This is a genomic window from Halorutilus salinus (genome assembly GCF_026242195.1).
GTDB classification, from domain to species: Archaea; Halobacteriota; Halobacteria; order Halobacteriales; family Halorutilaceae; genus Halorutilus; species Halorutilus salinus.
The window spans coordinates 169,038-183,517 of record NZ_RKLV01000003.1 but is presented as its reverse complement, the minus strand read 5'-3'; the positions used below and the strand labels follow the sequence as shown (position 1 = coordinate 183,517).

Annotated in this window: 17 protein-coding genes, 1 tRNA gene and 1 pseudogene; 9 read left to right on the top strand and 10 right to left on the bottom strand. The window is 58.5% G+C overall.

Annotation, left to right across the window (positions count from 1 at the left end):
* Positions 1–38: 38 nt before the first annotated feature.
* On the top strand, positions 39–1,556 hold the full coding sequence (locus EGH25_RS04375; RefSeq protein ID WP_266086429.1) for a stage II sporulation protein M: 1,518 nt from the start codon (positions 39–41) through the stop codon (positions 1,554–1,556).
* A 103-nt stretch (positions 1,557–1,659) separates the two neighbouring features.
* Positions 1,660–2,775 (top strand): citrate/2-methylcitrate synthase, encoded by a 1,116-nt coding sequence (locus EGH25_RS04370; protein WP_266086428.1) that lies wholly within the window; start codon positions 1,660–1,662, stop codon positions 2,773–2,775.
* 16 nt (positions 2,776–2,791) lie between these two features.
* On the opposite strand, the gene EGH25_RS04365 is transcribed toward EGH25_RS04370, so the two are convergent.
* Positions 2,792–4,138, bottom strand: coding sequence for an MmgE/PrpD family protein (locus EGH25_RS04365; RefSeq protein ID WP_266086427.1), 1,347 nt, complete (start codon positions 4,136–4,138; stop codon positions 2,792–2,794).
* Between the two features lie 40 nt (positions 4,139–4,178).
* Positions 4,179–4,550 carry a hypothetical protein gene (locus tag EGH25_RS04360; protein ID WP_266086426.1) on the bottom strand — a complete coding sequence of 124 codons (372 nt, stop codon included), beginning with the start codon at positions 4,548–4,550 and terminating at the stop codon, positions 4,179–4,181.
* A 126-nt stretch (positions 4,551–4,676) separates the two neighbouring features.
* Here EGH25_RS04360 and EGH25_RS04355 point away from each other — a divergent pair, with 126 nt between their 5' ends.
* Both EGH25_RS04355 and EGH25_RS04350 read left to right on the top strand, forming a co-directional pair.
* Positions 4,677–5,306, top strand: coding sequence for a helix-turn-helix domain-containing protein (locus tag EGH25_RS04355; protein ID WP_266086425.1), 630 nt, complete (start codon positions 4,677–4,679; stop codon positions 5,304–5,306).
* A gap of 387 nt (positions 5,307–5,693) precedes the next feature.
* Positions 5,694–5,897 (top strand): hypothetical protein, encoded by a 204-nt coding sequence (locus EGH25_RS04350; RefSeq protein ID WP_266086424.1) that lies wholly within the window; start codon positions 5,694–5,696, stop codon positions 5,895–5,897.
* Positions 5,898–5,968: 71 nt separating this feature from the next.
* Here the strand turns inward: EGH25_RS04350 and EGH25_RS04345 are convergent, their stop codons facing one another.
* A complete protein-coding gene (locus EGH25_RS04345) occupies positions 5,969–6,292 on the bottom strand; it encodes a PadR family transcriptional regulator (RefSeq protein ID WP_266086423.1) in 324 nt (107 codons plus the stop codon).
* A 114-nt stretch (positions 6,293–6,406) separates the two neighbouring features.
* Here EGH25_RS04345 and EGH25_RS04340 point away from each other — a divergent pair, with 114 nt between their 5' ends.
* The gene (locus tag EGH25_RS04340; protein WP_266086422.1) at positions 6,407–7,792 is read left to right on the top strand and encodes a signal recognition particle protein Srp54; all 1,386 of its coding nucleotides are present in this window, start codon (positions 6,407–6,409) and stop codon (positions 7,790–7,792) included.
* A 126-nt stretch (positions 7,793–7,918) separates the two neighbouring features.
* Here EGH25_RS04340 and EGH25_RS12360 read toward each other — a convergent pair whose 3' ends face one another.
* From EGH25_RS12360 to EGH25_RS04325, 4 genes are all read right to left on the bottom strand, one after another.
* Positions 7,919–8,125 (bottom strand): toxin-antitoxin system TumE family protein, encoded by a 207-nt coding sequence (locus tag EGH25_RS12360; protein ID WP_476729810.1) that lies wholly within the window; start codon positions 8,123–8,125, stop codon positions 7,919–7,921.
* Positions 8,126–8,338: 213 nt separating this feature from the next.
* Positions 8,339–8,884, bottom strand: a complete 546-nt coding sequence (locus EGH25_RS04335; RefSeq protein WP_266086421.1) for a DUF7342 family protein — start codon at positions 8,882–8,884, stop codon at positions 8,339–8,341.
* A 62-nt stretch (positions 8,885–8,946) separates the two neighbouring features.
* Positions 8,947–9,600, bottom strand: coding sequence for a hypothetical protein (locus tag EGH25_RS04330; protein WP_266086420.1), 654 nt, complete (start codon positions 9,598–9,600; stop codon positions 8,947–8,949).
* Between the two features lie 20 nt (positions 9,601–9,620).
* Complete coding sequence (locus EGH25_RS04325) at positions 9,621–10,022, bottom strand: winged helix-turn-helix domain-containing protein (protein WP_266086419.1); 402 nt, start codon at positions 10,020–10,022, stop codon at positions 9,621–9,623.
* 132 nt (positions 10,023–10,154) lie between these two features.
* Between EGH25_RS04325 and EGH25_RS04320 the strand changes: the two genes are divergently transcribed.
* From EGH25_RS04320 to EGH25_RS04315, 3 genes are all read left to right on the top strand, one after another.
* Positions 10,155–10,748 (top strand): DUF8170 family protein, encoded by a 594-nt coding sequence (locus EGH25_RS04320; protein ID WP_266086418.1) that lies wholly within the window; start codon positions 10,155–10,157, stop codon positions 10,746–10,748.
* 481 nt (positions 10,749–11,229) lie between these two features.
* On the top strand, positions 11,230–11,373 hold the full coding sequence (locus EGH25_RS12255; protein ID WP_420841088.1) for a hypothetical protein: 144 nt from the start codon (positions 11,230–11,232) through the stop codon (positions 11,371–11,373).
* Between the two features lie 140 nt (positions 11,374–11,513).
* Entirely contained in the window at positions 11,514–11,639 is a 126-nt protein-coding gene (locus tag EGH25_RS04315) for a hypothetical protein (protein ID WP_266086417.1), read from the top strand.
* Between the two features lie 56 nt (positions 11,640–11,695).
* On the opposite strand, the gene EGH25_RS04310 is transcribed toward EGH25_RS04315, so the two are convergent.
* Positions 11,696–12,253, bottom strand: coding sequence for a DUF192 domain-containing protein (locus tag EGH25_RS04310; protein WP_266086416.1), 558 nt, complete (start codon positions 12,251–12,253; stop codon positions 11,696–11,698).
* Positions 12,254–12,346: 93 nt separating this feature from the next.
* Between EGH25_RS04310 and EGH25_RS12250 the strand changes: the two are divergent.
* Positions 12,347–12,485: pseudogene (locus EGH25_RS12250) on the top strand (DnaJ domain-containing protein); the annotation flags it as partial.
* A 1,352-nt stretch (positions 12,486–13,837) separates the two neighbouring features.
* On the opposite strand, the gene EGH25_RS04300 reads toward EGH25_RS12250, so the two are convergent.
* Positions 13,838–13,912, bottom strand: a tRNA-Ile gene (locus EGH25_RS04300).
* Between the two features lie 56 nt (positions 13,913–13,968).
* Complete coding sequence (locus EGH25_RS04295) at positions 13,969–14,478, bottom strand: GNAT family N-acetyltransferase (RefSeq protein WP_266086414.1); 510 nt, start codon at positions 14,476–14,478, stop codon at positions 13,969–13,971.
* Between the last annotated feature and the right edge of the window lie 2 nt (positions 14,479–14,480).

The following is a 14,480-nucleotide window of genomic DNA, read 5'->3' as shown; positions in this document are numbered from 1 at the left end:
ACGGAAAACTGTTTGTGGCTCCGGCGACACGGATTCGCATGGACATAAACGAGGCGTTCCGTTCGGCGTACGCGACTCTCGTCTCCAAGCCTTCGTCGGTGCTACCTTTCTACCTCATGAGCGTCAGCGTCCCCGCTGTCGCACGTGTCGCGCCCCTGCTTACAGGCGTCTTCGTCTACCTCGCACTCCTCCGTCGCGGGAGTATAGACGAGATACGTTCGGCTCTGGACGACGTACCCCTCGACGAGGTCGGAAACGCAGGCGGTTTTGAAGGGATGGAAGAAACGGGAGAGGAGTTAGCCGAGCTTTTTGACCTGATCCTGGTACCTGAGGTGGTCGCAGTCATCGTACTGGCGTCGGTCGTCTTCGTCGTCGTCGTGGTCGCGCTCAACGCCGCGGTGAACGCGGGACAGGTGGGCGCGGTCTACGGCGTACTGACCGGCGTCGAGAAGCCCGTAGACAGAGGCATCTCGTCGGTGTTCGAGCATACGTCCACGTTCGTGCTTCTGTTCGTGGCTGAGGCGGTTGCGATACTCGTTGCGACGGCTGTCCTCTTGGGCGTAGGCTCCGTCTCCGTCTCGACGGGCGGTATACTCGGCGCGGCGCTCGGTCTCGTCGTCGGTCTCGTCTGGCTCGCAACGGTTGTCGGTATACACGTCTTCTTCGTCTTCGCGCCCCAGTCGGTAGTCGTCGACGGTGTGGGTCTACGGGGCGCCTTACGCGGCAACCTTGACTTTGTCACCCAAAACCCGGCTGAGTTTATCGCTTACCTCATATTCGCGTTCGCGGCGCTGATCGGATTCGGCTCCGTCGCGGGCTTCCTGAACGTCCTCGGCGCACCCGCGGCTGTCACGGTCGTCGGCTTCGTGATCTTCTCACCCTTCGTCGCTGTCGTAAAGACGGATATGTATACGAGACACGCGGGCGAAGACGTTGAGGATATGGACGGGTCGGTCGACGTTCACCGCGTGACAGGTGCGCTCCGTGAGGGACTGGACGAGACGCGCGCCTTCGTCACCGCGCGTCCACTGCTCGTAGCCGTGAGCGGTCTGATCTTCGTCGGCTCCGCCGTCGGTGCATGGGAAGCGACGCAGGCGGCGGGCGTAGGTATAGAGACGTCTATCTCGAACCGTCTCGAAGGCATGTCGCCCGTCGGCGAGTTCTTCAACTACACGGCGAACAACTGGGCTGTCGGCGTCGCACAGTCGTACGCGGGCTTCGTCTTCGGCGTCGCAACCGTCGTCTCACTCGTCTTCAACGGCTCGCTTATAGGCTTCCTTACGGCGACGGAGGCGAACCTCGTCGAACTCACCGCATTCATAGTCCCGCACGGTATCATCGAGATACCCGCGTTACTCATCTCAGGAGGGCTTGGTCTGCATCTCGGCGGCGTCGGTATCGGCTACGTCCGCGGCAGAGTCTCCGCCGAAGAGGTCGCCGACGAAACCCGGAGAGCCTACCGTATCTTCGTGGGTCTTCTCGTCCTTTTCGGTGTCGCGGGCTTCGTAGAGGGCTTCATCAGCCCGTACTACTACGGTCCACTTCTCGGTATCTAACGTCACCAGCCCTGACGGTGTCTGGCTTAGGTACATCGCTGTAGGGGTTGCACACCGCGGTGGCAACAAGAAGGTTGAATAACGTCTCTCATCATCTACCGGTATGGACGAAGTAAAGAAAGGTCTCGAAGGCGTCGTTGTCGACGAGTCGCGCGTCTGTAAGGTCGACGGCGAGGAAGGCAAGATATGGTACGCGGGCTACGACATGGACGACCTCGCGCGCGAATCGTCGTACGAGGAACTCCTGTTCCTCCTCCGAAACGACCGTCTGCCGTCCGGCGACGAACTCGACGGGATACGTGACGAGATGGCGGCTAGACGCGCCCTACCCGACGGCGTCGCGGAACTCGTCGACCGCGAGGCGGAGCGCACCGCCCCCATGGATCTCCTACGCACCTCGGTCTCCGCACTCGCATCGTACGACGACGAGGCGGACAACCTCGACGACCCGACCGACAAATGCCTCGGCGTCCTCGCCAAGATGCCGACCGTGATAGCGCGCGCCCACCGTGTCCGCGAGGGAGAAGAGCCTGTCGAGCCTCGTGACGACCTCGGACACGCCGAGAACTTCCTGTATACGCTCCATGGCGAGGAGCCGACGGAGGAGGAGGCGAGCGCCATGGACTCAACCTTCATACTTTACGCAGAGCACGGTATGAACGCATCGACGTTCTCGGCGTGCGTCACCGCCTCGACGCTCGCAAACGTCTACTCGTCGCTGACCTCCGCCGTCGGTACGCTCCAAGGACGCCTCCATGGCGGAGCAACGGAGACCGTCATCGATATGCTCGAAGATGTCGGCGACGCGTCGAACGCCGAACCGTTCGTCGAGGAGAAGGTCTCGAACAAGGGGAAGATACCCGGCTTCGGGCACCGTGTCTACGAGACGGTCGACCCGCGGTGCGCGCATTTCAGACGCCATATAGAGACGCTCAACCCCGACTCCGAGCTTCTCGCCGTCGCCGACGCCGTCCGCGAGGAGGTCGAGGCGCGTCTCGGCGACAAGGGTATCTTCCCCAACACCGACCTGTACGCGGGTGCGCTCTACCGCGAACTCGGCGTGCCTCCCGCGTTCTACACGACGCTTTTCGCGGCGTCGCGCGCCGCCGGATGGTCGGCGCATATCGCCGAACAGATCGAAGACAACCGTATCATGCGCCCGCGCGTCAAGTTCGTGGGCGAGACGGGGCGCGGGTACGTGCCGGTCGACGAACGGTAGAGCGAAGACGGTAGCGCTATACGAGCTCGAAAAGCCCCGACGCGTCATCCTTCTCCTCAACGTTACGCATCCAGTCGAGCGCCTCCGTAATCTCGTCGTCGCCGAGTGCATCACCGACGCCCGTACGGAGCTTGTCCTCAAGTTCGTCGTCGCTCAGCGGGTTGCCCGGATGACCCTTCGGGTACTCCAGTTCGCGCTCGTACGTCTCTCCGTCGGCGTGGACGACCATCCTATGCGGGAACGCCTCTCCGTACGCCTCCGTGTAGTCGGTGTTCTCGACTATCTCTATCTTGTCCATGAGTTCGCGGACGTCGTCGCCCAGAATCTTCTCCTCCGAGAACTGTTCGAGCGTCATCTCGCCGTCGAGGAAGGCGCGCGCGATACAGTACGGCATGCTATGGTCCGCCGTCTCGCGCGTCTCGGGGTCCCATTTCTCCTCCTCCTCCGAGATGATGCTAACCGCCGCCTCGTACGTCTCGTTCTCGATACGGTCTATCTCGTCGGCGTCCACCTCGTCGATCAGATCCATGACGATGTTGACAGCCGCCTGCGCGTGGTACTCGACGGGGTAGTACTTGATATACGTCTCGTTAATCTTGAACTCTCCGCCGCGTCCTCCGAACGTATCGACATCCAAATCGAACTCGCCCGTTAGCTGGTTGAAGAAGCCGAACTTGCCCTCAAAGATCGGCGCGGGTCCTTCAACGCCCTCGCCTGCGAGTTCGACGGCGACGACGGCGTTCCTGTCGACGTTTGCGAAGGCGAAGCCCTTCCACTCCGACAGTTCGCCCGCGCGCGCCTGTCGCATCGCGGCGTGGGGATTGATCGCGAGCCCGAGAGCCTCTACGATCTCGTCCTGCGTTAATCCGGCAAGCTTACCAACAGCGAGCGTCGCCGAAACCAGACCGTAGTTGACGTGATCCCAGCCGTTCTTGCGTAACGAAGCGGCGTCACAGAGACGGCACTGCGCCTCGTACGCGAGAACGGCGGCTACGAGAAGGTCACGCCCCGAAGCGTCGTACGCGTCGGCGGCGGCGAGCACGGCACCGAAGTTGTCGGACGGATGCGCGGGTTCCTTCGAGAGGTAGGTGTCGTTCCAGTCAAGGTAACGTATCAGCGCACCGTTTGCGAACGCCGAGTGCTCGACGGTCGTCGTCGCGCCGTCGACGAGAACGGAGGCGTCGCGTTCGCCGTTCTTACGCGTCGCGTACCTCAGTAGGCTTTCGACGGGCGGTTCGTCGCGCCCCGCGTAAGCGCACGCGACAGAGTCGATAAGACGCGCCTTCGTCGTCTCAACCGTCTCGTCGTCAAGGTCGTCGTAGCTCAGTTCGTCGGCGTACTCGGCGAGTTGTTCCGCGAGCATACACGACCCTCGCGCGGAGAGGTCAAAAGTGAAACGAAAGCTACTCCACCGACCGCATGTCGACGATGGTAACCTCAGGCAGTGTACCGCCCCCTTCGGAGTCTATCTCGCCCTCAACGACGCCCCAGAGTTCGACCGTACCGTCCTCCGGAAACTCATCGCCGTCCCACGAGCCGAATATCTCACTGACCCACTCGCCGTCCTCCTGTTCGACGGCGACAAAGTAGGTCTCGCCGTCGGTCTGTACCTGTCTCACGTAGCCGCGTTCGACGTGTATCCTGTCGCCCTCGCTCATCTGCTCGTACGGTATCTGCTCCGCATCCGACTTTACAGCCTGAACGTCGTAACCGCCGCCGATACATCCCGTGACAGCCATAGCACCCGCGGCAAGTATAAGCTCTCTGCGTCTCATAACCCCAAAACGTCGACGCCCCATATCAATCCGACGGCGTACAGCTATGTGTCGCCGGCAAAAGGACAAAATATTTATATACGCGGATTTTATGTCCTAATGCGAACGACACAAAGGTGAGATACCATGACAGAAACAGAAACCACCGAGGAAACAGGGGAAGTCGAGGGAGTAGAGGAAGTCGAAGGGGAAGAAGGCGTCGAGGATCGTATAGAGGAGACGGTCGAAGAGGTTGAGGGAACGGTTGAGGACGGACGCGAGAGGGTCGAGGAAACCGTCGAGGAACAGCGCGAGAGGGTCGAGGAAACCGTCGAGGATGTTGAGGAGACCGTCGAAGAGACGGTTGACGAAGGTCTCGAAACCGTTGACGACGCCGTCGTCGACGTTGTCTCCGCCGTACTCGACACGAGCGCGCGCGCCGATGTCTACGTCGCGCTCCGTAAGCTCGGAGAGGCGGACGCCGACGAGGTCGCGGAGGAGACGGGTCTCTACCCCGACAAGGTCGACGCGGTTCTCGGCGAGCTTGACGACGACGGCGTCGTGGAGACGGAAACGGTCGGAGAGGACACCGTCTACACCGCTGTTTCGCCCACGGAACTCGTCGTCGACGTTCCGAGTAGGGTCGTCGACCGCGTCCGCGGGTTCGTCGAGGGTGACGACGACGGAAAACGCGTACTCGACACGCGTTTCTCGCCCTACCGTCTCGTCATAGAGCCGAAGGAAGAGGAAGGCGAGGAGATCCCCGTCGAAGCGTAGCTTCGGTACCCACCCAACGTACCATCTTTCCACCCGGTTTTACAGATAGCACAGCAGAATGTTCTTGGCTTTAGGCTTATGCGAATCGAAAAATTCGCCTGCTCGTGACTCCGGTGGAGTCACGAACGTTCAGAAATCTTTGATTTCTGAGCCAATTAGACGCGGAGCGTCTGATGACGGGTGAGAATGTCAAGAAGCTTCGTACTGCGGTTTTGAGGCACGCGACAGAAAACACGAGGCGCAACGTCGAGAATAGTATTTTGCTGAGTTTGAAGTAGCGCCGTCTCTCATGCAGATATGGATGCGCGTAGAAAGGATACTTGAACGAGGGGAGTCGCTGGTCACGGACTACGAAAAAGACCTCGGAGTACGGAGGTTCAGAGAGCAATGACAGGTAAAGAAAAACGCAAAGAAGACCTCTCACCGGAGGAAGTTCGAGAGATGGATCCTGATGAGCGTATGGAGTACGTGACGTGGATGACCAAAGAGGAGTCCGACGATCTCCTTGACGAGGTTGAGGAAGCGGTTAACTCCGAAGACTCCTTCGAGCCGTACGACCCGACTGCGGACCTCGACGGCGGTAACAGATAGACTGAAGACTGTTTACGGATCGAAGGTTTGCAAGCCGTCAAAGCTTTGCTTTGAGACTGTGCCAAACGCCGTTACTTTTCGCCGTTTATCGCCTTGAGTAGCTCTTTCTCGCGGTCGTCGGAACCGTCGATGTAGCTCTCGACGCGCCACGCTATCTCGTCGCGTATCTCGGCGCGCGCCTCGTCGGTGACGGCGTACTCGTTCTTGCGGTCGTCGAGCGAGAGCTTGTCGACGTATCCGCGGTCGGCGAGCTTGTCGAGGTTGGGGTAGAGGCGTCCGTGGTTTATCTCCTCGCCGTAGTACTCCTCCAGCGCCTTCTTTACCTCCACACCGTACTTCGGCTCGCCGACGAGTACGTTGAGTATGTTCTTCTGGAACTCCGTCAGTTTCTGCATCCGTGTGAACGACGTACCCGCGCCACTTATCGTTACAGGTAGTACCTCGGACGCCGGCGCTGGAACGGGCGGGGCATCAAAACCGTCATTAGACGTCACCACGTAACGCCGTTAATGGTACTCGGAGATCTCGGATCCTCTCTACAGGACGCGCTCGAAAAGGTCGCGGGCAGGTCACGTATAGACGAGGAGGCTGTCGAGGAGGTCGTGCGCGACATACAGCGCGCCCTCCTGCAGGCGGACGTCGACGTCTCGCTCGTGAACGACCTAAGCGACTCTATACGTGAACGCGCCCTCAACGAGGAGCCTCCCGCGGGGACTTCGGCGCGCGAACACGTTCTACGTATCGTCTACGAGGAGATGGTGGCTGTCGTCGGCGACGCTACGGAGTTCGAGTTAGAGGAGCAGACTATACTCCTCGCGGGTCTACAGGGTTCGGGTAAGACGACGACGAGCGCCAAGATGGCGCGGTGGTTCTCGCGTAAGGGTCTGCGCCCCGCGATCGTGCAGACAGACACGTTCCGTCCGGGGGCGTACGAGCAGTCGAAGGAGATGGCTGATCGTGCGGAGGTTCCTTTCTACGGTGATCCGGATTCGGAGGATCCCGTTGGGATAGCGCGCGAAGGTATGGCGGAGTTCGAGGACAGGGACGTCGTGATCGTCGACACCGCGGGTCGGCACGCGCTTGAGGACGAACTCGTCGCCGAAATAGAGGATATAGAGTCGGTCGTCGACCCCGACATGTCGCTTCTCGTCCTCGACGCATCGATAGGACAGAGCGCTGGCGAACAGGCGGATGCGTTCGACGAGGCAGTGGGCGTCGACGGCGTCGTCATAACGAAGCTTGACGGTACGGCAAAGGGTGGCGGCGCTCTCACGGCGGTCGATCAGACCGACTCATCGATCGCGTTCATAGGCACGGGAGAGGAGGTCAGCGACGTGGAGCGTTTCGACCCCGACGGCTTCATATCGCGTCTTCTGGGCATGGGAGACATACGAGCGCTCGTCGACCGCGTCGAGGAGGCGATGGAGGAGAGCGACGTTGACGAGGAGGAACTCGACCCCGAAAAGCTGTTGAGCGGCGACTTCACGCTCCGCGATGTCTACAAACAGATGGAGGCGATGGGTAGCATGGGGAGACTCGATCAGGTGATGGACATGATACCCGGCATGGGCGGTATGGGCGACCTCAAGGACGAGATGCCCGACGACTTCGCCGAGGTGACCGAGCAACGCCTCGACACGTACCGTGCTGTCATGGACTCGATGACGGATGAGGAACTCGACAACCCGTCGCGCGTCGGTGCGAGCGAGGTACGGCGTGTCGCACGCGGTTCGGGGACGAGCGAGGAGGACGTACGCGAGCTTCTCGAATACTACAACACGATGGAACGTACGATGAGCCAGCTTGGCGGAGGGCGCGACATGGAACGTATGATGAAGAAGATGAGCGAGGGCGACATGGACATGGGCGGTATGGGCGGGAACATGCCGTTCTAAAGTACGGTCAGGGAAGTAGTCGTATCCGCATTAAGCGAAGATAAGGTTTGGATGGGGAGCAGGATGGAAGAGCTTAGGTCAGTTCCGATGAGATCCCGTAGCGGGTAGTGGAGCACCGTACTGAGACTACCAGAACCCCTGTATATGGTCGTCAACTTCGTTGAGTGCTAAGGAGAGTACATCTCGCCAATCGGTGGGATAATCTCGGTTTTCTCCGGGGGTTGACCCATCAGGCGGAGGGTGGAAGTGACCCCGATGGTTGCGGCTGTTCGGATGTCTATCCCACCTGCAGTTCCAGGTATCACCCTTCTCGTACTCTTCCTCGTAGTGGATGTTGAAGTCGTCGTTCGTATACCAGTATCTGTAGATAGTTTGCTACGACGAACGATGGGAAGTATCGGAGGTCGTACCGAGGAACCAAGGAGTTCGGAGCATAATCGGGTCTAAGCTTGACCTCCTCGAAACGCTCGTCCCCCTGTAAGCGGGAGTATACTCTATATAGAACCTCGAAGTCTATGGGCGCGGATTCGGAATCTCCCGCCGTCATCACGCGACGGCCTTTTCTTCAGCCGTCTTCAACGCCTCGTCAAGGATTCTACGACGGTTCACCTCCGTCTTCCATTTTGAAACCCTACGCCAGACTTCTTCGACATCCATGCCGCTCTCCTCGGCGTACTCGGCTACAGACACCCGTCGAGGCGAATCGACGCCGAACTCTTCCCGGTATTCGTCTATCGTGTTGGTAGACTCAGAGAGCATCTTAGCTATCTTGTCAGGAGAATACTGTTGCTTGACGCGTCGGACTCTGCGCCACCGGAGGTAGCCCCTATCGACGCGGTACTGTTCAGGACCTTCGGTCACTCGCTCAACGACACCGAGTTCAGCGAAGAAACGCATATACTCGCGGGCGGAGTCCTCTCCCCTACCTGCCCTTTCGGCTATCTCGGATATAGAAGCAGGCTCGCGAAGCTGTAGAGCCACGTCTAGGAAATCATCACGTGTACGCTCGCCGGAGATGACTGCCGATGGATCTTCCCAGTCTCCGAAATCAGGAGAGGTTTCCTCTTCAGGTGCTTTCCGTGGTGACCCCATGTCGTTTATACTCTACTTACGTATTCAGGCGGGATATATCTTTTGACGACGGGATAATACTCCTACTCCTCCGTAGAGTAGCCCTCCAAATCCTCACCGACACGACCGTAAATACGGCTGTAGACCTCCTTCAGCAAAGAACCCGCTTCGTTGAGCCTTATTTCTTCCTTGTTGGTGATCCATGTGTCACCGTCTTCGCGTGTAATATCCGGGAGCGTGGGATCAGTAGCGTAGTTGTATGCTTTCGCTACCGCATCCAGGTCCCAAGCCAGAGCGCGTAGTTCTTCGGATTCGATACTCTCAATCTCGTCCTTCTCCAACGGCGACTGAAGCATCGGCTCCGCGTCTTCGATGTTCTCAGCGATACCTCTGCGTACTTCTTCCAGCGCCTCCTCACGGTCTTCAGCCATCCCAGCCTCCTCAGCAACATTGGCAACCTTATCCTCGATTTCGTCGTCTATTCTGACATCGGGGTTCTCGTCGTCTTGCAAGTAGGCGTGTTCAACGAACTTCCGAATCTTGCCGCGCGCCTCTTCGACAGATATCTGACCCCGCGGAGCACCCCATTTCTCCTCGTACGATTCATACTCAGACTTGTCGTCGAAACTATCCGTGGTCTCTCCGTAGGCTGCCTGTTCCATGTCCTCTTCGACCTTTTCGAGTAACTCCAGGAACCGGCGGGCTTCCCTCTCGTCTAACCGTTTGCTCTCCGTCATTGTTTTCGTAGTATTCCGGCTCACTCCGAGGGACGCGGAGCCCTCTCGTACTTCTCTGCCTTTTCGCCTTTTTCTATCTTGTCGTAGAACTCTTTCAGGGTTTCTTCGCTCTCGAGTAAGCCGTGCTCCTCCAGAAACTCTTCGCCGTCGTCGGAAAGTTGGTAGAATACGTGTGGTAAGTCCCTCTGTCTACTTTCGGACGGGAGTTCCTGCTTCTCGAGCACGTCGGCTTCTACAAGTCGATCAAGGTGGCTGTGTATCGTGCTTCTGGATACGTCCGGAATGAGATGGTCCAGCTCTTCAAGGGTTATCGACTCCTTCGGGTGCCCTATAACGTACTGGAGGATGACGTACCTCGTTTCCTGGAGGACTACCTGCAGGCGTTTTCTCTTTTCCGCCATACCGCCGTGTATCTGAGCCATACACTAGGTAAGTTACGTAGCCGTTTAACTATTTCGACAGTGACCGAATTGGTCTAGGTTGAACTAGGGATAGAATTCGACTTCGGAACTGGTTTGGAAATAGTTATCTGATCCGCAAGAGATTGACTTGACGTGGCTGAAGACAAGGATCCGGATATAGACAAAGTTCGGGAACGCCTTCTAGGGCACGTACCCGACGGGATACCTCCGCAGGAGGCGACAGATCTTCTCAGAGAGGTTCGGGAGTTTGTAGTGGAGGAAGACACCTGGGAGTTGATTCCGGTCCTGGAGTATGAGTCCTACCTTGTTTTGGGGAGTTACGACGAGGAAAGCAGCGAGAAGGAACGTCTTGAGAAGATATCCGAAGTTCTCGGTACGCCTGAGGGTACGCACGCGTTTCTGCTCGAAGAAGTAGAACTGAAGGAAGATAGACCGGAGCTTTCGAGGTACAAGTTCAAGCTCGTCGCGGATTACTCCGACCACTTGGTCGGTGTTTTCGAGCGTGAGTACGGCGGTGAAACGCACGAACTGACCCTGATGTCAGAAGAGTACTTAGAAAAGTCCCGTGTGTTCGTCCGGGAGTCCGATTTGGACGGGGACAAAATCGAATATGGATGGATGACTGAGGGTTTCTTCTACGATTTCGAGAAAACAGGTCGTCTACGTTACTGGGACGATGTCAAGGAGTTAATCGAAGCAGTATACGAGGAGTACCTCGAGGGCTGAGTTCTATCTTTTCATTACTTTAACCAAAGTACAGTTGAGACCGTTCCCTGTCTCTGGTACTCGTCAACCGTTACCGTCGAAGAAGTGAACTACCCCGACCTACTCGTCTGCTGACGCAGACTTCTTGAGGACGTTCGTCAGACTTCGCCTGACGAGCCAATCAGAATCTTCGATTCTGATGACGGGGCTTCCAGCGGAGATTCCTGCAAAGTCTGACTTCGTTCCAAGTCAGAGAGTCTTATTCGCTGTGGGGCGTCCACAGCCCGCTTTACACCCTCCGCAGAACTGAACAGTTCTGGATCGGGCTTACCTGAATGGGTCAAACCTCTGTTTTCACAGATATTGGAAGTAGCTACTGTTTGAACCATTCTATATTTGTCTATGTTAGCCTTTTATTTAACTATTATGGTTGTCGGGCGTATCCCCCCTACTCACTCGCTCCGCTCGCTCCTTGAGGAAAGGGTCTTGCCCTTGATTTTAGATAATATCCGATATTCACGCTAACCTACCGGCACTCGAAGCGGTACTTGATGACATGCCGAGGGCAGACAGCTTGGTGTGTGTAGGGGATGTAGTGGGAACCACACCCTGCAGAGTGTGTAGAACGAGTCAGAGAGGACTGTGACATCGTGCTACAGGGCAACCACGAGTGAGGTAGGGTCCACCGAAGAGTACTGGCACAACGAGATGGCACAGGCGGGCTTGGAGCACGCGTATGATGAATTGTCTTACGAACACCTTGAGTGGTTGGACGGTCTCCCACCGATGAAGAAGGCTTTCGATAACCGTCTTTTGTTTGTGCATAGCCATCCGGAGGAGACGGATCGGTACGTCTCCAAATCCGAGTTCATCGCTGTGGCTACCGTCGCCATCCTCTCAGCGATGCCATAATCGAGCGAAGAAGGGGACTAAATCGGGTTTCAGGGTAGAGGATACACCGCTCTGTCTCAACGGCTAACGATGAGTTCGTCACCCGGCGACAGACCCGTCTCGTTGGCGTAGCCGCGCTCAGCCTCAACGACGTACTGCGCCGTTCCGTCGCTTCCGTAACGGTTGAGTTCGTCTTCGGGAACACCGGATTCGGGTGAGGCGTGTTCGATGTTGAGGACACGCATATCGGAACCGACGAAGACTATGTCGAGAGGGACGAGCGTGTTCTTCATCCAGAACGAGCGAGGAGCGGCGGAGCCGTAGACGAAAAGCATGCCCGTACCGTCGGGAAGGGAGTCACGTTCCATCAGACCGACCGCACGTTCACGCCGCGTCTCGGCTATCTCGACACCGATAGCGCCGCGAACCTCACCATCGATAACGAAGCCGGCGGTCGCGTCGGTGTACGGCTCCGGTGCGTCGACCTCGGGTACGGTCACGTCTTCGCCTCCTTCGGTGTCCGAACCGTTCGGTGGTTCCGTACCGTTCCGTGGGCTACCACCGGCACCGATACATCCCGACGTGATGAGAAGAAGGATGACGAGGACGGCGACCGCACCGTGTGTCTCTGGCATCCCTACGGCGTAGCCGCCGGTGTAACATATAACCGCGGATACGCGGCGCACGACGGTAAAAATAAAACGCGTGCGTACCTATACACCGAACGGATGCCGAAAGACCCGTACGAACTCCTCGGAATACCCCGCGACGCCTCCGACGACGACGTGGAGGAGGCGTACAGGGAGAAAGCGAAGCAGTACCATCCCGATGTCTGCGACAGGGACGACGCCACCGAGATGTTCAAACGGGTCAGGGAGGCTTACGAGGTCGCGCTCACCGACGCCGGAGGGAAAGGAACGGCGGCGGGCGCAGAAGAGAGAGCGGAAGGCGCGGACGCCGAGGAGGACGGGGACAGAACGGAGACACGCGAAGAAAACGACGGACGGAACCAGGACGAGACGGTTCAGAGCCTCGGCGACGGCTGGAGCCTCGGCAGGGGCGAAGAAGGCTGGTACGTCTTTACGGAGACGGAGACAGCGCCCCACGTCGACGGTACGGTAAGTATGTACCTCGGTACCGACGGGACGGTTTCTTCCGACCGCGTGTACTTCGGGACGGAGGAGACGGCAAGGGCGACGTACCGCGAGGCGTACGGCGACGGGCGCTCCGAGAGGGACGGTACTGACGAGCCGACGGGAGAACAGAAGGACGGACAGACGGACAGACGCGAGGGTTCCTTTGAGGACGACGACGTGAGATGGGGAGGTACACGTATGTCGACGCATCTCGATAGCCTCTGGCGACTGTGTTATCAGGAGGGACGTACACGGGACGGAGGAAAGAAAAGAAGACGTTGGGGCGTCACGACCGATGTCGAAGCCGACGAACGTTACATAAACGCCGACGGCGACTACCAAGGCACCGAGTTCTGGTTTTCGACCGAGAGACGTGCGAAGGAGGGCTACGAGGGCTACATACGTGAGATGAGAGAGGCTCGATCCACGGCGTCGGGACGGGAGGGTAACACGGGGTCAGCCGGGAGGGGTGCGAAGACCGAACACGTACACAGGCATCCCGTCGTACAGGTTGTCATCGAAGGGTTAGCTTCGGTACCCGGACGTCTCCCCTCCGTGGTACCCCACGTCCGGTTCGCCGTCGGAAGCTTCATGAAGATATCACGCGACCCCGTCGTATCGTTCCTGCACTACGTGACCTTCGCCCGTCTGGCGGCTTTCACGAAGGCATTTCTCAAAACCGTCGTCGCCGGATACGCCCTGTTCATCATCGACACCACTTGGGGGGTCGATGCTGTCGGTAGTCTGTTCGGTGAGGGCTTCGTGCGCACCCTCACGGGCGGCATGTTCCCGCTCTTTGTCTACTCCGCGTTCGTGGTACTCCTCTTCGCCGCTCTGCTGGGCGATTCGTAAAAAAGAGGTGGACGAATCCACCCGTCAAACGTCTGTCCGCGTATGGGTCCAACCGGACTTGAACCTCGGTCGCTCCGACGGTCGCTCACTGGTTCAGATCCTCCGTCCTTATTCGCTCGTCACCGCGTTCCTCTCTCATGGGTCCAACCGGATTTGAACCTCGGTCGCTCCGCCGTTCGGCTCCGTTCCCTGCTCCAAATCCTTTGTCTCCTTCGCTCACTTCGTTCACTCTGGGTCCAACCGGATTTGAACCGGTGACCACTCGGTTATGAGCCGAGCGCTCTAACCGGACTGAGCTATGGACCCCGTCCGCGTTCTTACTGAGGCGGCGTGTTCTAAAACGTTTGCGGACTGTACCGAGGTTAGTCACGTAGCTTACGCCGGACGAAGCCCTCTTCACCGTCGGTCAGGTCGCGGTCGGCGAACCGGCGCAGACCTTCGACGTACCTCTCGTCCGTGCCGGTATCGGTGTCTTCGGCGGGCTTACGCAGGACGAGTTCGGCAAGTCCGGCGGTATCGCCCGTCCAGACGAAGCCGGCTTTGTGCGCCGCCTCGTACGCGTACGGGTTGTTGACGGAGATACGGACGGTACCGTAACGTTCGAGAAGGCGGTCGGAGGCGAAACCGAGGAGCGAAGAGCCGATACCTTCGCCGCGTAGGTCGTCGCGTGCGGTGAAGTAACGGACGCGCACGCCGTCGGGGTCGGCGCGGTCGGGCGAGAACGAGAGGACAGCGACCGTATCGCCCGTGTCAGTGTCGCGCGTTACCGCCTTTCCGGACGGAAGACGGAACTTGCCCGCGTACGCGAAGTCGGTGTCGTCGAGTTCGAGAGTCGCGTCCGACCAGCCTACGACCTCGTGTTCGATCGACACAC